The sequence below is a fragment of the Hyphomicrobiales bacterium genome, assembly GCA_039989895.1.
Lineage (GTDB): Bacteria > Pseudomonadota > Alphaproteobacteria > Rhizobiales > JACESI01 > JACESI01.
Genome location: JBDXGY010000004.1, coordinates 207,719 through 225,431, shown reverse-complemented (window position 1 = coordinate 225,431; position 17,713 = coordinate 207,719). Strand labels below are relative to the sequence as shown.

Below are 17,713 nucleotides of genomic sequence, written 5' to 3'. Positions count from 1 at the left end.
GCTTTTCAACACCATCATTTGAGTATGTGGAGGAATTGTATCCAATGTCTATGGTCAAGACCCAATGAATCCAAAAGAACCAATCAAGATTGTGGCATAATGTTGTGTACGCTCATTACTTTTAGCGTGTCTTGGCTCTCAGTTTAATCAATTTGCTCAACATAGTACCAGCGGCCCGCTTTTTTCTTGAAAAGGCTTTTCTCGCGCTGTTTGTTAATCGAGCCTTGTGTCATTGATGTGGCAACAAAGGTGACGGTACCTGTGGTCTCAGCGCTTTCGCCACCATCAGTGGCCTCTATCTCCAGCCCTAGCCACGTGCTGTTTATTGCTCGCGCACGGTAGCTGGCCTCATCAAAATCACGTTGAAATTTTGGCCAATAGGTGTCTTTGAGATAGGTGATTTCAGCTTTTACAAAGGCTGAATAGCGCGAACGCATTAATTTTTCTGCTGTTTGAGGTAAAGCTTCGCCTTTATGAAATGGCGCGCAGCAAGCGTCATAATTGCGCTTCGTACCGCAGGGACAGATCATTACTCTTTTCCGCCGAATAGTTTTTTCAACATATCTGACATCGGGCCGGATTTTGGTATATTTTTTTGATTGTTTTTTCTTGCCTGATGAATATGGCTTTGATTTTTTTTCTCGTGCTTTGCGGCTTTGTTTGTTTGTCCGCGCGCGCTTGGCGGTTCATTGGAATTTAGCTTGAGCGCCAATTTGTTGGTAAAATTGATATCTTCCCCATTGGCCAATGTGTCCATGGTGAGGGCAAGGGTGTCAAGCAACGGTTCGAGCCATGCATGATCTGCTTTGGCAAAATCACCCAAGACATAGCCTGAGACACGATTTTTATCGCCGGGGTGGCCAATGCCAAGCCGTACGCGGCGGTAGTCTTTACCGATGTGCGCATCAAGTGATTTGATACCGTTGTGTCCGCCAGAGCCGCCTCCCTTTTTTAGCTTCACTTTGCCCGGGGCAAGATCAAGCTCATCATAAATGACGACAATATCTTCAAGCGGAATTTTGTAAAACTGACAGACTTCACGAACACAGCGGCCAGAATCGTTCATGAAGGTTGTTGGTTTTATAATGAGAGTTTTGACACCATCAATGGAGCCGTCTGCGACCATGCCTTGAAATTTGGAGCGATAGTCTGAAAAGCCATGGCGGCGATGAATTTCATCTGCCGCCATGAAGCCAATATTATGGCGATTTTTGGCATATTGAGCGCCCGGATTGCCCAGTCCTACAATGAGAAACATGGTTCACTCCTATGCTCGAAAAGAGAATTACTCTTCGCCGTCTTCTGATGCGTCACCTTCTTGATCTATTGCAGCGACTTCATCTGATTCTGCATCGTCGTCTTTGAGGTCTTCTTTGATGCCCGCTGGTGTTGCGATCGTTGCGATGGTGAAATCACGATCTGAAATTGCCGAGACAATTCCTTCAGGAAGATTGACGTTAGAAATATGGATGCCATCACCGAGATCAAGCCCTGCAAGATCGACCACAATATTTTCAGGAATGCTTTCAACAGGACAGTTGAGTTCGAGTGTATAGCGAACCACGTTTAAGACGCCACCTTGCTTGATGCCTGGTGATTCTTCTTCGTTCTCGAACAATACAGGCACTTCAACCGTGATGGTGGCGCCTTTGGTGATCCGTAGAAAATCGACGTGAATTAGGAAGTCTTTGACGGGATCAAGTGCGTAATCTTTTGGGATCACTTTAATTTTTTCACCATTCACATCAATGGTTCCAACCGTGGACATAAAGCCACCGGAATGCAACTTGAGGAAGGTTTCTTTGTAATCGATGGCGATCGGTACAGCAGGTTTTTTGTCGCCGTAAATTACAGCCGGAACTTTTTTGTCCCGACGTAAAGCACGAGCGGCCCCCTTGCCAACCCGGTCGCGCATCTCGGCTTTGAGTTCATAGCTCATGAGATACACTCCAAATTGTCTGGTATTAAATGCGAAGCGGCCAATGATAAATGACACGCTACGTGCTGGTTCCTCCAGGGGTGAACAACAGCTTCGCGGCTTATACTGTAAGGATAAAATAAATGCAAACGGGGTCGCCGTGAAATATACCGACGACCCCGTTTCTGGATTTTATTTTTTGGTTTTTATGCCGCTACTTCTTCTGTTTGCTCAAAGAATTCCTTGCTTTTAATTGCTTCAGCAAATTGTATGCCCATGTCACAGTCGTTTTCGCGCACAAGAACGCCTTGAATGATACGGCCACTGGAGAATTCTATCGATAACTTTGAACCAATATTCAAACCATCGATGCGCTCAATAGCCAAGCCAGTGTCACTGACATTGATTGTTGCTGACTGCAGGCGACGGCCATCATTGTTGATTACAACAATTTTCTTCATTTGAGTTCTAAGCGCTGTGCGTCTCTCCTTGACATCTGTTGTGATGTCTTTGAGGAAAATAGTTACTTCTTTAGAGAGCTTTTGTGTGAGGGCTGATAGTACTTCGGAGGCCTTTGTAAGGCCATCTGCTTCAGCGGACGTTTTTTCTATAGAATGCGTTACAGATTCGACATTCGTGGCCACTTTCCCGGTGTCATCGGATACGGAATTGATGGACTGGGCTATTTCTTCCGTCGCGCTTTGTTGTTCGGACACGGATGATGCGATGGTCTTTGTTAGTGTCGTTATATTTTCCATTGCTTCTGTGATGCTGCGGATTGAGGTCACAGCATTTTGAGTGGAACCTTGAATGCCGGATATTTTTTCAGAAATATTCTGTGTTGCATTTGCTGTCTGGTTTGCGAGGCTTTTAACCTCGGAGGCGACGATGGCAAAACCTTTACCCGCTTCGCCGGCACGAGCAGCTTCAATGGTCGCATTAAGTGCAAGCAGGTTTGTCTGCTCCGCGATGTCACTGATCAAACTAACAACTGAACCTATTTCATCGGCAGCATGTGATAGATCAGAGACGTTTTTGTCGGTCTCATTTGCCTGTTCTGAAGCAGAGGTCATTAGTGTGCTAGCGCGGTTTGTTTGTGAAGTGATTTCGCGAATTGAAGCTGATAATTCTTCAGTTGCTGCCGCAACTAACTCTACATTTTGTGAGGCGTTGTTTGTTGCGCCATTAGCGCTTACGGCTTCTTCTGTTACTGATTGTGCCACTATTGAAAGTCGGTCAGCTGAGCCATTCAAGTTCTTGGTTTGGCTTGCGACTTCAGTGATGGACTCATTGATAGTCTCTCTAAATTTATCGACAATCTTTTCAATATAGCTTTGGCGTTGATCTTCTTTTTCACGTTCAAAACGGACATTTTTTTCCAGCTTGCCGCGTTCGATGATATTGATTTTAAAAGTATTGACAGCTTTGGCCATGCTTCCAATTTCATCTGTCCTATTAATATCACCAATTTCAACATTGGTGTTGTTTTTCGCAAGTTCCAACATGGTGCTAACAAGGCGTTTGATCGGTGGAGCAATTGATGAGTAAACGAAGTAGGAGATGAAGCAGGTTAATGCAATCAAGCCCACAAGAATCACGATCAAAATCCAGAATGATTGCATCGCGGCATCTGCTTTGTCGTGAATGTAAATTTCTATGTCATCAATCACAACATCTTCGACCGTTTTAATGGCTTCAATACGTGCTGTGCTTGCTTTAAACCATTGTGGTGCAGTGACCGCGGATATATCGGCACCATAAGGTGCTCCAAAAGCTATGTTGCGAAGTGCCGCGACATCATTCACGACTGAACCCGATAATACCTTTTCCATCAGTTCTATTTTTTGGTCTGTCGCATATGTTTTGAATGTATTAAATTGAACATCCTGTATAGCGCCGAGGCGGATAAACTTCCGATATATGCCCTCTTTAAAGATGCCAGCGCCAAACCCAGCAGCACCCATTGCGCGTTCAATGCCTGATTTCTCTTTGGCTTGTAAGAGGGCGGTATAAGCTAACGTCAACCTTAGAACACTGGCATCTTGCATGATATAAGTTGTATCTTCAATCATGCTGAGCAACTGGTTTATCAAGGGCGTATAATATTGTGCCATTTGCGGCACAGTTAGCTCGAAGCGATCAATTCTTCCGCGCATTGCCTTTAGTTCGCCGAGTTCTTTTTTGATACTAAAGTAAGTTTCCTTATACTTTGGAACGTCATGCACTTCCTCAGCGATGAGGGCATTGAGATTAAAGTCATTCAGTTTTGAATCTGTAAGTTTTCTCTGCTGACCAATTTCAGATGCAAAGTTTTTCCCCTTTGAACTGATAAAGCCTGCAGATACTCCACGTTCTCTTTGCAGTTCATGGACTGCATTGGAAATGAAAGGCGCCGCCTCAAGAATATGGGCGATGGTGGTGGCTTGGCGGGCTTTGTCATATTCGCTTGTAAGTTTGGATGTGCTTACGATTATAAGAGCTACGATCGGGAATAGACAGACGAGTGCAAGACGAAAGACGATGGATTTATTGAGTAAAGCTCGGGACATAATTAAGTTCACTTCTCAGTTTATTAAATATATCTAATATCGAATTTTGCATTTCTCATTCGTCACGTGTTTGGATTTCAACATCATGGAATTAGAAATTAATTTAAAGCGTGATTGGGCTATATGGAGTCTTAAGGTCTGGTATTATTTTTACTGTATAATTAGGGTCGATAAATTCAATTTAGATATATGAATGTGTTTAATTGCAAAATTAGGTAGTCTTATTAGTAATAATAAGAGGGTGTATTATTGTAGTTAATTAATCATTACGAATGTAGATTTTTTAAATCAGTTTCATTTTATTTGAACAAGGAGCTTATCGATTGCTCTTCATAGGTACGGTGAATTGCTTCACCTAATAGAGGCGCGAGTGAAATTGCGCGAATATTAGGTGCATCCGATACGGCTTTTGTTGGTTCAATGGAGTTTGTAATTGCCAGTTCTTTGAGTGCCGACTTGCCAATTCGCGCCGCAGCACCGCCAGAGAGGACACCGTGGGTGATATAAGCTGTGACGGATGTCGCGCCTTCGATCAACAGGGCCTCTGCAGCATTGCACAAGGTGCCGCCGGAATCGACGATATCGTCAACCAATATACAATCTCGGCCTTTGACATCCCCAATGATGTTCATGACTTCGGACTCGCCAGCTTTTTCACGGCGCTTATCAACGATTGCCAGTGGTGCGTCTAGGCGTTTTGCCAAAGCGCGCGCACGCACAACGCCCCCTACATCAGGGGAGATAACCATGGCTTTGCCGGTTTCGTAACGTTCTTTAATGTCTCGTGCAAAAACGGGGGCAGCGAAAAGGTTATCTGTTGGAATGTCGAAAAAGCCCTGAATTTGCCCCGCGTGAAGATCAAGCGTTAAAACGCGATCTGCGCCGGCTTCAACTATCAGGTTGGCAACGAGTTTAGCGGATATAGGCGTGCGGCCTGATGTGCGGCGATCTTGACGAGCATATCCGAAATAAGGAAGCACTGCAGTCACGCGTTTTGCTGATGAGCGGCGCATGGCATCACATAGAATAAGCAGCTCCATGAGATTGTCATTGGCAGGATAGCTTGTCGATTGAACGATGAACACGTCTTGTCCGCGAACATTATCTTGCACTTCGACAAATATTTCTTGATCGGCAAAGCGTCTGACATCGCAGCCCACCAGTTCCGTATCGAGATATTTGACAATATCTGCTGCAAGGGTGCGATTGGCATTTCCACAGACGATTTTCATGACGACTGGCTCACTTTGCGTTACACTGCTGTGAGGGACTCATACCCTCGAAGTTATCGGCGTTTAACCATGTGCGAAGGCGGCTGTAAACTATCAATGATATAGAATTGTCATAATCCCCGTTTTCACGTTAAAAAATGCTATTTTGTGCGGAAAATGGGCCTTTATGTCGGATTATTGAGACAACAAAGGGGTTGGGGTTCAAGCTCGCACATCATGTCTTTAATACAATCGCGCTGAGCAGACGGCCATAATCTTTTTCATGTCGGTGGGTGGTGCGTCGGTACGAGTAAAAGCGCTCATCGTCTTCATAGGTATCAAGCCCAAGATCATAAGCACCTTTGATTCCATTTGCGCTCAATCGGTCTATGATATAGCGCGGCAAATTGAACAAGGCATGGTCGGCGCGGGGGCTGGGTTTTAAGTATTGGGTGTTGTTGGGGGCAAGTGCGGTTAGGGCATCAGTAAATTCCGGCCCCACTTCATAGGAAGCCTGAGCAATGGTAGGACCGAGGACGGCGACGATATTTTGACGTTTGGCTCCGAGCTTTTCCATGGCATTAAGGGTACTTTCCAACACACCGCCTGTTGCTCCGCGCCATCCTGCGTGAGCCGCTCCTATGACACGGGCTTTATCATCAGCAAAAAGAACTGAGCCGCAGTCGGCGGTAGCAATACCAAGCATGATGCTGGGGCGATCGGTCACCAGACCATCCGCTTTGGGGCCTTCACCGGCGGGCCAAACGTCAGTGACCGCAACAACATCACTGGAGTGTATCTGATAGGGGGTTGCGAGTTGGTCGGCACTCACACCAAGGTCGGCTGCACAGCGCGCGCGGTTTTCAAGCACGGCTTCACGGTTGTCATCTGATCCAAGCCCTATATTTCTGCTGGCATAAATGCCGTTTGATGCCCCGTCTTGACGGGTGAAATAGGCATGATCTATGCCGCTTAATGCTGACAGCGCATCTGCTCTTATGAAAGAATTTTTAGAAACCATGAGGAGTGATGTCGCTTCTTGTGATTGTCATTACCTTGAATAGGTTCCCCATTTTTTCTGGAGCTGCAAGTCGTTCGACGTCGGTTTTGATCTTTTCCTGTTGTCGCGTGGTCAAATTTGCGCCAAGCGCGCCAGCGCGTTCTAATAATCCCATAGCGAGTAAAAAAGAACCCTGTGTTGTTGCCTTTGCACGTAAGCCTGCTTTTGCTGCGATTTGTTGAAAGGGGTCAAAATCCACATGGGCGGTTAGGTCTGCGCTACCTGGGTCTTCCAGCGGATTGGCATAGGCATGATTTTTTATGGCTTGAAATGTATCGCCAAAGCCGCTTTTTAGATGGCCGTAATCGATCAAGAGGGCGGCGCCATTTTGTGTTTTGATACGCTTTGAAAGATCAGCCACTATTTTTTGTGCGCTCATTGATGTCTCGAATATATCATTGAGCTTGGGGTTCAGCGTTGTATTAAATTTTGATGGTTTCAAGCCCCACGTGAAAGTGTTTTTTGGTGATAGTCCGATAGCGCGTTCGGCCCATTGTCCTTCAACGAATTGGTATTGATTGATCGGCAAGGCGTCAAAAAATTCATTGGCGATTAAAATGAATGCATCATCGCCGATGTCATCAGTGTTTTCATGCCATGTCAGAGGAGTGTCAAATACGGATAATTTGTCTTTTTGTATTGTTTTCAAGGTCGGGCTTATCTCAATTAACCGGACATGCGCGGCCTTGGCGCAGGGCGTGCTTAGTTTCGTTATGGTGCGCAGGATATCAGCCATCAAGGTGCCGTGCCCTGGACCAGCTTCAATTAGATAAAAAGGAGAAGGGCCACCCAGCTTTTGCCAGGTGTCGATGATCCATATGCCAATCAATTCGCCGAAGAGTTGGCTGATTTCCGGTGCCGTGATGAAGTCACCCTTGCGGCCTATTGGTTTCTTGGTTGTGTAATAACCATGGTTAGGGTCCGTGAGGCAGATCTGCATATAGGTTGCCAGATCGAGCGGCCCTTCATCTTGTATGAGGCTTCTAAGGCGATCATTGAGCTTTATCGTCATGCGGATTTTTGGCCAGATTTTTTTGATGCTATAATAAGGGCAATGCCACCGATTAAAACCGGCGTGGATAATATCATGCCCATGGTGATAAAATCACCAAATAGGAAGCCAAGTTGCTGGTCTGGCTCACGATAGAATTCAACGAATATGCGCGATGCTGCGTAGCCAATGCCGAAAACACCTGCAACAAGGCCAGGGCGGATTAGGCCGCCTTTGCTATGGGTGAGGGTGCGAATAACAAGCCATAGAACAATACCCTCTAGTGCGGCTTCATAAAGCTGGCTTGGATGGCGCGGAAGGTCGCCGCCACCTGGAAACACAAAAGCCCATGGTACATCTGTCGTGCGGCCCCACAGCTCTGCATTGATGAAATTGGCAACGCGCCCGAAAAAGAGGCCAAAGGGAGCCGCTGTCGCCATCACGTCGCAGAATGATAAAAAGGAGAGGCTATGCTTGCGGGTGTATAAAATGATCGCAACCACCACACCAGCAAGCCCGCCATGAAATGCCATGCCGCCGTTCCATACTTTGAAAATTTCAAGAGGGTTTTGAAGATAGAAGTCGGCATTATAAAACAGCACAAACCCCAATCGTCCGCCGACGATGACGCCAATCCCAGCCCATAGAAGAAAGTCTTCGATGTGCTCGCTTGTGATGGATGAACCTTTTTCACCCCATAATCGCTCGGTGTTGCAAATGCGCTTCGCGTAGGCGTAACCCAGTAAAAGTCCAGCAACATAGGCCAAGCCATACCACCGGATGGCTATAGGGCCAATTTCAAGGGCAATGGGATCAATAATGGGATAGGGAAGAGACATGAGCGCCTTTATGAAATAAGTGATTAGAAGTATTGGCAAGCATTGATTGAATGGTTTAGACAGTTTGTTTATAATCAAGCAAGAGACAATGAGGAAACTTGATGGTCCAGCCAACAAATAAAGTTCTCGATGAATTCGCGAAATTGATGACTGACGCTGCTGATGTGGCGCAAGGATTTAAGCGTGAAGCAGATACAGTGGTCAAATCACAACTTGAGCGCTTTTTAAGTGAGCTCGATCTTGTGACCCGCGAAGAGTTTGACGCGGTTCGGGCTATGGCCATAAAAGCGCGCGAAGAAAATGATGCGCTCTCCGAGCGTTTGGCTGCTCTTGAAGCTAAGCCCACAAAAAAATAATATTTAAAGAAATAAGTCCTAAAACTGATCCAACCGTGTTGGACCGTCTCGATGATGGCGACTGCGCGCACGGCCTTTGTGCTACCCCCACGGAGCGTTTGGCTTTAGCTGAACTGTCGTAAGTGCGAATTATCAGCATGTTTGGCGATCATTGAAGAAAAATGAGTGAAAAAATAAATTCTAAATTATTTTTATAAAATCGTTGGTGAGCCTCGCTTTCGAGTCTCACCTATGGTTGCAGGGCGATCGTGGTGCACTTTTTAAAAGTTAATTTCCACAGGTTGTCGACGTTTTTCTACGAAAGCCATTGCCCGCGAGTCCGCGTGAATCCTATATTGGGTGAGAAATTGATTCGCGATTCCAGTTGGTTAAGTGGATCATATTATTATTTGCTGAAAAGCCAGGCTTTAAGCGAATCAGTAGCGTTGCGTTTAAAATAAATTCTCTAACTGATGCTGTGTTCGATGGGAAACCGTTGGTGCAGATAGGAAATTTGACCCTATGAGCCTACTTGACCTTCACTTTGAAGACCGTCCTACCCATCCCGTTGACGTTATTGAGGCTGTTGCCGCCGTTCATGACTGGGCTTTTGAGCGCGCTGCTGATGATGAAATCACTATTTGTGTTTCTGGAAAATGGGCAGAATATCACGTTTCTTTTTCGTGGATGCCAGAAATTGAATCGCTGCATGTTGCCAGCTCGTTTGATTTGAAAACGAAGAATTGCCGCAATGATGAAGTTGTCCGTCTTCTAGCCTTGATCAATGAGCAGATGTTATGTGGCCACTTCGATTTGTGGAGTAAAGAGGGATTGGTTATTTATCGCCAATCACTGTTGCTCGCAGGTGGGGCTTTGCCAAATTCGGAGCAAGTCAAAAGCATGTTGAATTCTGCACTTGAGGCATGTGAATGCTACTTTCAAGCGTTTCAATTTGTACTTTGGGCTGGCAGTGATGCTAAAGAGGCGCTAACTTTTGTTATGTTTGAAACAGAAGGTGAAGCCTAAGGGCGGACACATCCAATGACACTTATTAGTTCTGATCGTCCTGTCGTTCTTGTTGGGGCCGGAAAAATGGGCGGAGCGATGCTTTCAGGCTGGCTGAACAAGGGCACGCCTGGTAATCATTTCTCGGTGGTTGACCCTTATCCTTGTGATGAAATGCAGGCGATGTGCCGAGCTAAAGACGTTGCTTGTCTGTCGAGCGTGCCGGATGATTTGACGCCCAGCGTTGTAATTGTCGCGGTTAAGCCGCAGATGATGCAAGATGTTTTGCCAAGCCTCACCCCTTTGGCTAAGGCTGATCCTGTTTTTGTTTCTGTTGCTGCGGGCATATCAAGTGCCAGCTTTGAAAAAGTATTTGGTGGCACGGCGGCGATTGTGCGCGCTATGCCTAATACGCCCGCACAAGTAGGGCGCGGGATTACAATCGGCTATGCGACCGCCCATGTGAATGAGGCTCAAAAAGAAGCTGTTGCTGATCTTTTAGCGGTTTCGGGTGCTTTTGATTGGGTTGAGGCGGAGGCTTTGATTGATGCGGTAACGGCGGTGTCTGGTTCCGGTCCGGCGTATGTTTTTTATATGGTTGAAGCAATGGCGGCGGCTGGCGTGAAAGCGGGCCTTGCGCCTGATCTTGCCATGAAGTTGGCACGAGCCACGGTGGAAGGGGCAGGGGAGCTTCTTTATCAATCTGATCTTGATGCGGCCACTCTTCGGCAAAATGTTACATCCCCAGGCGGCACAACGGCCGCTGCCCTCAATGTTCTGATGGCTGAAGGTGATGGTCTTGGGCCTCTCATGACCAAGGCCATTGGAGCTGCCAAGAAGCGTGCAGAGGAACTTGGCGAAGAGTGATTGTTTGCCAACACCATTGATATTGCCGTCTAAACGCTTAGGTTTATGATATATCCGTTAAAACGAAGGTGTATCTATGGCCACTGCAAAAACCTGTGCGAAAATTATTACAAACTTTCTCGATTTATTGGCAACTCATAGTTGGGATGAGGTCACGCTTGCGAAAATTGCTGAAGCTTCAGATGTGAAATTATCGCAATTGCGTGAAACTTTTGACGGTAAAGTGGCTATCATTGAAGCTTTTACACGCCAGATTGACACTGAAGTGCTTGATAATATCGATGAAGATATTGCCGAAGAATTACCACGTGAGCGGTTGATGGATATTCTTTTGTCACGGTTTGATGCACTGGCTCCTTACAAAGCTGCCAGTGCCTCGCTGGTCAGTGCCGCGCGTCGCGATCTTTCTCTTGCTGCGCAGTTAAACCGCGTGACTCTCATTTCCATGACATGGATGCTGAACGCCGCCAATATTGATACTTCGGGTATCGACGGTGCGATGCGAGTACAGGGGACAGCGCTGGTTTTTGCCCGTGTTATGAATGTTTGGCTCAAAGATGAGGAAGGGATGGCTAAGACCATGGCGGCCCTTGATCGTGAGCTGCGGGCTGGTGAGCGCAATATGCAGCGCTTGAACAGTTTGTCGCGTGTGTTTTCACCTCTAAAACGTTTTAACACCCGCCGTGGTGCTAGCTCTGTTCACTCACAAAGCCCTGTTGATGCGGTTATGGAGGAAAGTTCTTCTGTGTCATGAGCGATGAGATTACATATGATGACTTTTTAAAAATCGATATCCGCTTAGGCACCATCATTGAGGCTAAAGAATTTCCTGAAGCGCAAAAGCCTGCCTATAAACTTATGATTGATTTTGGGACAGAGATAGGGGTCCGCAAATCATCTGCCCAGATTATAGAGCATTACACGCTAGATACATTGGTTGGGCGTCAAGTGATGGCTGTAGTCAATTTCCCACCCCGCCAGATTGGCCCTTTTATGTCTGAAGTGCTCACGCTTGGGTTTACGGATGATAGTGGCCATGTGGTGCTGGCTGGTGTTGGACATGGATCGCCAAACGGCAGCCGATTACACTAGGTGATGGCCCTGTTTAAACAGGAATACGAATTGTTGCCTTTAGGCCGCCAAGTTCGCTGTCATCGAGTATAATATCGCCACCATGTGTGCGTGCGACATCGAGCGCAATAGCAAGGCCAAGACCAGTTCCCGCTTGGTCTTTATTTAAATTGCGGGCTTGATCGATGCGATAAAAAGGCCGAAACACATTGGCACGCTCTGCTTCGGGGATGCCTGGGCCATCATCTTCAATTGTGATTGTCAGCCATCCATTTTCGTGTAGGCCGTCAATTGTTAAAATATTTGAGAGTTTTATTGCATTGCTCCAAACATTGGATAGGCAGCGTTTGAACGCTACTGGTCTTAAATGAACCATTGGCTCTCCTTTAAAGGAGCGCGTTACTTTTTTATTTTCCAGATTTGCATGGCGACATAATTCATCAATCAGGTTCTCAATATTGATGTCTTTACTTTGCTCATCGATGTCATGCCGTGCGAAGGCGAGATAACCTTCAAGCATGGCCTGCATATCAGCGACATCTTGTTCCATATCAGGAATTTCTTTTAAGTCGGGCAATACTGCTAGTTGTAGTTTAAATCGCGTCAAAATGGTGCGCAGGTCATGGCTGACACTGGCGAGCATGGTTGTTCGCTGCTCTAGCTGGCGCTGGATACGGCTACGCATTTTAATAAAAGCCCTACTAGCGCTGCGAACTTCCATTGCACCGGCTGGCTTAAAGCCGGGATGATCACGGCCCTTACCAAAATCCTCAGCAGCAATTGCGAGCTTTTGTATGGGCCTTATCTGGTTGCGCATAAAGATAATGGCAATCACAAGAAGCACCAAGGAAGTGCCAACCATCCATGTTAGAAATATATATGAATTCGATGCATAGGTTTGTGAGCGGCGTGCGAAAATCTGGACCACTTTGTCGTCAAGTTGAATACGGATCTCGACGAGCTTTGATCGCCCGACCGTGTCTATCCAAAACGGCTTGCCTATTTTCTGGCGAATTTTTTTGGACAAGGTTTTGTCGAGAAAAGTGAAAAATGGCTTTGGCGCAACAGTTGGCAAAGCATTAGGCGGCAGTATTGCAATAGTTAGATCGAGTTGCTCACGAGCGATGCGAATAACATTTTCTTCGTTCTCTCGCCCGGGATAGGTCTCCAAGATTTTGAGTATAGCTGAAATATCACGGGTGACGGCCGCTGATAGTCTGTGTGTCACTGTACTCCAGTGACGCTCCATGAAAACAAAAGCTAACACTGATTGTAAGATGACAATGGGCGCAATAATGATGATGAGCGCGCGTGCATAAAGACTGCGCGGCATGAGCCTTCGCCAAGCCGACTGATATGTCCGTTCTTGCGGTATCAAAGGAGATGGTTTTCTATTCACGCGCTGATCCATTGCTTATCTTTCGCAAGCAATGGACAGTTTTGCAAATTTTGCTTTGCAAATTTAGCGCGAATAGATTGCCACTCAACGTTTTAGGTGTCCGTCAAAAGCCTATATCCAATACCGCGTACAGTATGAAGATATATAGGATTTGCTGCGTCAATCTCTATTTTGCGCCTTAGTCTATTGATTTGCACGTCAACTGTGCGCTCGCCTGCACTGGTTGGATTGGCTAAAAGTTCATGCCGTGGCACGCATTCACCAGCGGCCTGACAGAAAATACGCATCATTTCCTTTTCTCTATCCGTGAGCTTGATGACACTGTCTGAACGCCTCAATTCTCCCTTCTCCAGATTAAAGGTGAAGGGACCAAACCGGACCATCTCGATAGTCGCGCCGTCTGGTGGGCCGCTTCGGCGCAGAATATTATTGACACGCAGCAAAAGCTCACGCGGCTCAAAAGGCTTTGATAAATAATCATCAGCGCCGGTCTCTAATCCGGTTATGCGATCATCAATATCTGATTTTGCTGTCAGCATTAAAATTGGGATATCGGATTCTCTACGAATTGATGTGGTGAGAGAAATGCCGTCTTCCCCTGGCATCATAATATCAACAATTAACAGGTCGAACGCCAGTGTATCCATGAAACGGCGGGCGACTTCAGCGTTTTCAGCTGTGGTTACGCGCAAACCTTGGTCTACCAGATAGCGCTGCAAGAGCGACCGAATCCTATCATCATCATCAACAACAAGCAGATGAGGCGCTTCATCGGTTAATGTATCTGGTGTCATAACGGAAGGTATTGCGCGTTCCTCTCGTCGGTTGATAATCGGATCGAAAAAATCCACTTGGTATAGTATCTTTGCACGAGGTGCTTGCCTAAATAAAGTCGGCATTGGAATGTCCCCTTGAAATTCCAAGCCGCGATTTACTTTTCTTCGAGTTTTTTGATCGTCTCCTGATCCGCATCGTTAATCAGTAGGTGAAGAAACTGCTTCGCGGCTTCTGCCCCAACCGGCCCTAAAGACGTCATTGCCTCCTCGATGCGGCGAGACTGTGACCGCGAAAGCTCTAATGCAAGTTGTCGCCCACTTTGTGTTGGAAAAAGTAAACGCGCTCGTCTGTCTTCGTTGCTAGTGTGTTGTATAATATAATCAGTATCCAACAATTGCTTCAATACGCGTGAGAGGCTTTGTTTGGTGATGTCAAGAATATCCAGTAGCTCCGTGACCCTGATACCAGGTGCGCGATTGACGAAATATAAAACCCTGTGATGCGCGCGACCGAAGCCGAATTTAGCCAAAACGATATCTGGTTCTCTGGTGAAGTCGCGATAAGCAAAAAACATGCGTTCAAACACATCAAAGCGAAACCCGTCATCATTTTCCATTGCTGTGGTTACAATGCTTTTAGGCTGTTTTGGGGATGAATTTTCGGTCATTCAGGGCTACGCTCATTTATGTAAAAAATACGTCAGCATTATTGACATATATACGCTACATGATACTTTTGCCAGAACAAATTTATCATTGGAAGTCGAGATTTCACGTACACCTTGTACAAGGTATTTTTCCGACCCTGTTTTTGTAAATATGTTTTTGGTGGTTTGAATCCGGTTTTGAGCGGATATGAAGGGTGTACAATTTATGGCGAACGTTCCTTTCGATCAGTTGAATGGTGTAATTTGGTACAATGGTGAGTTTGTGCCATGGGCGGATGCTAAGGTGCATGTGCTGACGCACGGTTTGCACTATGCAAGCTCGGTGTTTGAGGGTGAACGCGCTTATAACGGCAAAATTTTCAAACTACGCGAACATACCGAGCGGCTTCATATGTCTGCCGAACTTTTGGGTTTTGAAATTCCTTATTCAATTCAAGAAATTGATGATGCTTGTAATGAAACCTTGGAGCGGCAAGGTTTGAAAGATGCTTATATTCGACCTATAGCGTGGCGTGGCAGCGAGATGATGGGCATTTCGGCTCAAAACAATCGTATTAATGTCGCCATTGCTGTATGGGAATGGCCGTCTTATTTTTCGCCCGAAGAACGGCTTAAAGGCATTCGCTTAGATCTTGCGAAATATCGCAGACCAGACCCGCAAACAGCACCAAGTGAAGCAAAGGCGGCTGGGCTTTATATGATTTGTACGCTCTCCAAACATGCGGCAGAAGCGAACGGTTATGCCGATGCGATGATGCTCGATTGGCGTGGGCGCGTTGTTGAGGCGACTGGCGCGAATATCTTCTTCATCAAAGATGATGTGATTCACACGCCAGAACCGGTGGGTTTTTTGAATGGCATAACCCGGCGAACAGTGATCGACCTTGCACAAAGGCGGGGTATGGAACTGGTTGAACGTGCGATTATGCCAGAAGAATTGCCTGATTTCGAGCAATGCTTTTTAACTGGGACCGCTGCTGAAGTGACACCCGTATCGGAGATCGGGCCGCATCATTTTTCTGTAGGCCAGCAGATTGAGACTTTAATGACGGATTACGACGTTGAGGTTGGTAAAACGTCATAATAAAAAAAGCAGCAGTTTGACCTGCTGCCTTTTTATTTGTCTTTACTTTACCGCTTTACAAGCAGTTTAAAGTTTGCATCTGCGATATTTACCGCTGTAGGCCAAATAGCGACCGGTATTTGGATTAAACGAACGATATTTGCGTGAACAAGCCGCGATATAATCAGCCGAGAAATTCGAGGAAGAATGTCCGTGATAATGCTTGCCTGAATTTGAAATAATCGAACCTGCTGTAAGACCGATTATGCTGCCGGCTAAAAATGAGCCGCCGCGGAATCCACGGTTGCTTCGGAAGCCACGACTGCTGCCACGAAAGCTGCGACTGCCGCCACGAAAGCTACGATTGCCGCCACGAAAACTGCGACCGCCACGGAAGCCACGACTGCCACGGAAGCCACGACTACCACGGAAGCCGCGACCTCTAGATTGCACATTTTCAATGTTGCTAGAATCGACTTGTGCAACACCACTTAAATTAGATGATAGATGTTGAATACCATTCGCTTGGCCGGTTGTTGGCGCAAAGACTGCGAGCATTCCAACTGTCGCAACAGCTGCTAATGATGTTTGTCCGACACGAACGGTTTTTTTGAAAAATTGTCGAATTGTTGTCATTGGAGAATTCTCCTTTTTGTGAGCCGCTGGTTACGGCATTTGCCTCTTAATCGCCCAATTTTGCATCGTGATTGAGAGGATATGATATAACAATATTAAGAAGTGGCTGAACGTAGTCTGAATGCTTGGTTAAGATAAAAAAGCTTCTTGATAATTGCCTTTAGAGGATTCTGTAAGAAGCTTTTTATGCTTGTTTATTGATGTTTATAAAAGTTAGGTGCCGTCGCCACAGGGCAGATTTATAAGGGCGCCTTTATATAATCAACGATATTTTCTGTGTTTATGTTTGCTTGTTGAATGTCGATTATTGCGTTTATTTTTACGATTGCCGTGGCGATCGTCGTCCTCAAAATGATGGAATGCACCGTTGTAGCCGTGTTTGGCCGCACCGCCGGAGCCGATGAATTCACCACGGAAACCGAGAAGGCCTTTGTAACCCCTAGCGCTTGGATAATAGTCACTTCTTTTCCCGCCGCTTTTGCTGATAAAGTGCACAGGCTCAATAGATGATGTTGATATCACACTATTTAAGCCGCTAGGGGAGACTGTGAATGCATTTGCTGTGTGTGCAGAGCCAAGGGCGAATGAACCAATAGCTAGACCTGCAACGATACCGGTGATTGTTTTAGTTGTCTTTGTCATTTGTATTCTCCTTGTTCCACATCTTAATGACGAGGTGTTGTCTTTAAAATACCAACACTGGACTGAACATGACCTGAATGTATGGTGAGTGCATGAACAGTTTTTTTTCTTACTTATTTATACTTCTAAGAAGCTATTTTAGATCACCTCGTTTTTAAAAATGATTGCCGACCGCTAAGGTCGGCAATCGATTTGTACTCTTAAAATTTAAAGCCGAAGCCTTTGTGACCGTGGTGTTTGAAACCGTGTTTAAAACCGTGATGGCGTTTAAATCCGCGATTGAAACCACGGCCTCCTCTAAAGCCGCGACTGCTTCTAAAGCTACGTCCACCTCTAAAGCCACGCCCGCCTCTGAAGCCACGTCCGCCTCTGAAGCTACGGCCGCCTCTAAACCCACGACGTCCACCGCGAAAATTCACTTTTTCGACTGTATTAGATGGGGCTACAGTGCTTGATGCTGCCACAGTACTCAGGCCGCTGGGCGCTGAAATGAAAGCATTTGCTGTTTGGGCGCTTCCAAAGGCTGCTGTCCCTAGTGTTAAAGCTGCAATGATACCGGCTTTAATGGTTCCGGCTATTTTGTTTGTTGTCTTTGTCATAAGTCGTCTCCTTGTTCCGCATCTATGTGTGTTGCTGTGCAGCTGTCGGTTTGTTTCGTTGTTTTATAAGCCGTTAGCTGCTGG

General features: G+C 46.2%; 20 protein-coding genes. 6 read left to right on the top strand and 14 right to left on the bottom strand.

Translation table 11 applies throughout. The features are described from left to right. Nucleotides 1-143 precede the first annotated feature (143 nt). From ABJ081_04405 to lgt, 8 genes are all read right to left on the bottom strand, one after another. Nucleotides 144-530, bottom strand: coding sequence for a YchJ family metal-binding protein (locus ABJ081_04405; GenBank protein ID MEP6355904.1), 387 nt, complete (start codon nucleotides 528-530; stop codon nucleotides 144-146). Beyond that, nucleotides 530-1,258: an aminoacyl-tRNA hydrolase gene (pth, locus tag ABJ081_04400; protein ID MEP6355903.1), complete on the bottom strand. Its 729-nt coding sequence runs from the start codon at nucleotides 1,256-1,258 to the stop codon at nucleotides 530-532. Before pth ends, ABJ081_04405 begins: the two co-directional genes overlap by 1 nt. Nucleotides 1,259-1,285: 27 nt before the next feature. Beyond that, entirely contained in the window at nucleotides 1,286-1,939 is a 654-nt protein-coding gene (locus ABJ081_04395) for a 50S ribosomal protein L25/general stress protein Ctc (GenBank protein ID MEP6355902.1), read from the bottom strand. 185 nt (nucleotides 1,940-2,124) lie between these two features. Beyond that, the gene (locus tag ABJ081_04390) at nucleotides 2,125-4,467 is read right to left on the bottom strand and encodes a nitrate- and nitrite sensing domain-containing protein (GenBank protein MEP6355901.1); all 2,343 of its coding nucleotides are present in this window, start codon (nucleotides 4,465-4,467) and stop codon (nucleotides 2,125-2,127) included. Between the two features lie 299 nt (nucleotides 4,468-4,766). After that, the gene (locus ABJ081_04385; protein MEP6355900.1) at nucleotides 4,767-5,699 is read right to left on the bottom strand and encodes a ribose-phosphate pyrophosphokinase; all 933 of its coding nucleotides are present in this window, start codon (nucleotides 5,697-5,699) and stop codon (nucleotides 4,767-4,769) included. Between the two features lie 214 nt (nucleotides 5,700-5,913). Then, nucleotides 5,914-6,699, bottom strand: a complete 786-nt coding sequence (gene pgeF, locus ABJ081_04380; GenBank protein ID MEP6355899.1) for a peptidoglycan editing factor PgeF — start codon at nucleotides 6,697-6,699, stop codon at nucleotides 5,914-5,916. Continuing rightward, entirely contained in the window at nucleotides 6,689-7,750 is a 1,062-nt protein-coding gene (locus tag ABJ081_04375; protein ID MEP6355898.1) for an SAM-dependent methyltransferase, read from the bottom strand. The genes pgeF and ABJ081_04375 overlap by 11 nt, the downstream gene beginning before the upstream one ends. Continuing rightward, nucleotides 7,747-8,568, bottom strand: coding sequence for a prolipoprotein diacylglyceryl transferase (gene lgt / locus ABJ081_04370; protein MEP6355897.1), 822 nt, complete (start codon nucleotides 8,566-8,568; stop codon nucleotides 7,747-7,749). Before lgt ends, ABJ081_04375 begins: the two co-directional genes overlap by 4 nt. A 101-nt stretch (nucleotides 8,569-8,669) precedes the next feature. Here lgt and ABJ081_04365 point away from each other — a divergent pair, with 101 nt between their 5' ends. The 5 genes from ABJ081_04365 (at nucleotide 8,670) to ABJ081_04345 (ending at nucleotide 11,867) form a co-directional block, all read left to right on the top strand. Next, on the top strand, nucleotides 8,670-8,924 hold the full coding sequence (locus ABJ081_04365) for an accessory factor UbiK family protein (GenBank protein MEP6355896.1): 255 nt from the start codon (nucleotides 8,670-8,672) through the stop codon (nucleotides 8,922-8,924). Nucleotides 8,925-9,425: 501 nt separating this feature from the next. Continuing rightward, entirely contained in the window at nucleotides 9,426-9,929 is a 504-nt protein-coding gene (locus ABJ081_04360; protein MEP6355895.1) for a YbjN domain-containing protein, read from the top strand. A gap of 15 nt (nucleotides 9,930-9,944) precedes the next feature. Next, the gene (proC, locus tag ABJ081_04355) at nucleotides 9,945-10,775 is read left to right on the top strand and encodes a pyrroline-5-carboxylate reductase (protein MEP6355894.1); all 831 of its coding nucleotides are present in this window, start codon (nucleotides 9,945-9,947) and stop codon (nucleotides 10,773-10,775) included. 76 nt (nucleotides 10,776-10,851) lie between these two features. Continuing rightward, entirely contained in the window at nucleotides 10,852-11,529 is a 678-nt protein-coding gene (locus ABJ081_04350) for a TetR/AcrR family transcriptional regulator (protein MEP6355893.1), read from the top strand. Beyond that, nucleotides 11,526-11,867: a tRNA-binding protein gene (locus ABJ081_04345; GenBank protein MEP6355892.1), complete on the top strand. Its 342-nt coding sequence runs from the start codon at nucleotides 11,526-11,528 to the stop codon at nucleotides 11,865-11,867. Before ABJ081_04350 ends, ABJ081_04345 begins: the two co-directional genes overlap by 4 nt. A gap of 13 nt (nucleotides 11,868-11,880) precedes the next feature. On the opposite strand, the gene ABJ081_04340 is transcribed toward ABJ081_04345, so the two are convergent. The 3 genes from ABJ081_04340 to ABJ081_04330 all read right to left on the bottom strand — a co-directional run bounded on the left by ABJ081_04340 (nucleotide 11,881) and on the right by ABJ081_04330 (nucleotide 14,689). Next, nucleotides 11,881-13,179 (bottom strand): ATP-binding protein, encoded by a 1,299-nt coding sequence (locus tag ABJ081_04340; protein ID MEP6355891.1) that lies wholly within the window; start codon nucleotides 13,177-13,179, stop codon nucleotides 11,881-11,883. Nucleotides 13,180-13,337: 158 nt separating this feature from the next. Further along, complete coding sequence (locus ABJ081_04335; GenBank protein ID MEP6355890.1) at nucleotides 13,338-14,039, bottom strand: response regulator; 702 nt, start codon at nucleotides 14,037-14,039, stop codon at nucleotides 13,338-13,340. Nucleotides 14,040-14,176: 137 nt separating this feature from the next. Beyond that, nucleotides 14,177-14,689, bottom strand: coding sequence for a MarR family transcriptional regulator (locus tag ABJ081_04330; protein MEP6355889.1), 513 nt, complete (start codon nucleotides 14,687-14,689; stop codon nucleotides 14,177-14,179). Between the two features lie 205 nt (nucleotides 14,690-14,894). Between ABJ081_04330 and ABJ081_04325 the strand changes: the two genes are divergently transcribed. Further along, the gene (locus ABJ081_04325; protein MEP6355888.1) at nucleotides 14,895-15,773 is read left to right on the top strand and encodes a branched-chain amino acid aminotransferase; all 879 of its coding nucleotides are present in this window, start codon (nucleotides 14,895-14,897) and stop codon (nucleotides 15,771-15,773) included. 66 nt (nucleotides 15,774-15,839) lie between these two features. Here the strand turns inward: ABJ081_04325 and ABJ081_04320 are convergent, their stop codons facing one another. From ABJ081_04320 to ABJ081_04310, 3 genes are all read right to left on the bottom strand, one after another. Then, a complete protein-coding gene (locus tag ABJ081_04320; GenBank protein MEP6355887.1) occupies nucleotides 15,840-16,388 on the bottom strand; it encodes a BA14K family protein in 549 nt (182 codons plus the stop codon). Nucleotides 16,389-16,649: 261 nt separating this feature from the next. Then, on the bottom strand, nucleotides 16,650-17,030 hold the full coding sequence (locus tag ABJ081_04315; protein MEP6355886.1) for a hypothetical protein: 381 nt from the start codon (nucleotides 17,028-17,030) through the stop codon (nucleotides 16,650-16,652). A gap of 200 nt (nucleotides 17,031-17,230) precedes the next feature. Beyond that, nucleotides 17,231-17,629, bottom strand: a complete 399-nt coding sequence (locus ABJ081_04310; GenBank protein MEP6355885.1) for a hypothetical protein — start codon at nucleotides 17,627-17,629, stop codon at nucleotides 17,231-17,233. Nucleotides 17,630-17,713: the final 84 nt, after the last annotated feature.

Excerpts from the sequence above, each read along its gene's own strand:
- ABJ081_04360 (MEP6355895.1), top strand. The coding sequence starts at position 9,426 with ATGAGCCTACTTGACCTTCACTTTGAAGACCGTCCTACCCATCCCGTT.
- pth (MEP6355903.1), bottom strand. The coding sequence starts at position 1,258 with ATGTTTCTCATTGTAGGACTGGGCAATCCGGGCGCTCAATATGCCAAA.
- pgeF (MEP6355899.1), bottom strand. The coding sequence starts at position 6,699 with ATGGTTTCTAAAAATTCTTTCATAAGAGCAGATGCGCTGTCAGCATTA.
- ABJ081_04385 (MEP6355900.1), bottom strand. The coding sequence starts at position 5,699 with ATGAAAATCGTCTGTGGAAATGCCAATCGCACCCTTGCAGCAGATATT.
- ABJ081_04315 (MEP6355886.1), bottom strand. The coding sequence starts at position 17,030 with ATGACAAAGACAACTAAAACAATCACCGGTATCGTTGCAGGTCTAGCT.
- proC (MEP6355894.1), top strand. The coding sequence starts at position 9,945 with ATGACACTTATTAGTTCTGATCGTCCTGTCGTTCTTGTTGGGGCCGGA.
- ABJ081_04340 (MEP6355891.1), bottom strand. The coding sequence starts at position 13,179 with ATGCCGCGCAGTCTTTATGCACGCGCGCTCATCATCATTATTGCGCCC.
- lgt (MEP6355897.1), bottom strand. The coding sequence starts at position 8,568 with ATGTCTCTTCCCTATCCCATTATTGATCCCATTGCCCTTGAAATTGGC.
- ABJ081_04375 (MEP6355898.1), bottom strand. The coding sequence starts at position 7,750 with ATGACGATAAAGCTCAATGATCGCCTTAGAAGCCTCATACAAGATGAA.
- ABJ081_04310 (MEP6355885.1), bottom strand. The coding sequence starts at position 17,629 with ATGACAAAGACAACAAACAAAATAGCCGGAACCATTAAAGCCGGTATC.
- ABJ081_04395 (MEP6355902.1), bottom strand. The coding sequence starts at position 1,939 with ATGAGCTATGAACTCAAAGCCGAGATGCGCGACCGGGTTGGCAAGGGG.
- ABJ081_04335 (MEP6355890.1), bottom strand. The coding sequence starts at position 14,039 with ATGACACCAGATACATTAACCGATGAAGCGCCTCATCTGCTTGTTGTT.
- ABJ081_04345 (MEP6355892.1), top strand. The coding sequence starts at position 11,526 with ATGAGCGATGAGATTACATATGATGACTTTTTAAAAATCGATATCCGC.
- ABJ081_04365 (MEP6355896.1), top strand. The coding sequence starts at position 8,670 with ATGGTCCAGCCAACAAATAAAGTTCTCGATGAATTCGCGAAATTGATG.
- ABJ081_04405 (MEP6355904.1), bottom strand. The coding sequence starts at position 530 with ATGATCTGTCCCTGCGGTACGAAGCGCAATTATGACGCTTGCTGCGCG.
- ABJ081_04330 (MEP6355889.1), bottom strand. The coding sequence starts at position 14,689 with ATGACCGAAAATTCATCCCCAAAACAGCCTAAAAGCATTGTAACCACA.
- ABJ081_04350 (MEP6355893.1), top strand. The coding sequence starts at position 10,852 with ATGGCCACTGCAAAAACCTGTGCGAAAATTATTACAAACTTTCTCGAT.
- ABJ081_04390 (MEP6355901.1), bottom strand. The coding sequence starts at position 4,467 with ATGTCCCGAGCTTTACTCAATAAATCCATCGTCTTTCGTCTTGCACTC.
- ABJ081_04320 (MEP6355887.1), bottom strand. The coding sequence starts at position 16,388 with ATGACAACAATTCGACAATTTTTCAAAAAAACCGTTCGTGTCGGACAA.
- ABJ081_04325 (MEP6355888.1), top strand. The coding sequence starts at position 14,895 with ATGGCGAACGTTCCTTTCGATCAGTTGAATGGTGTAATTTGGTACAAT.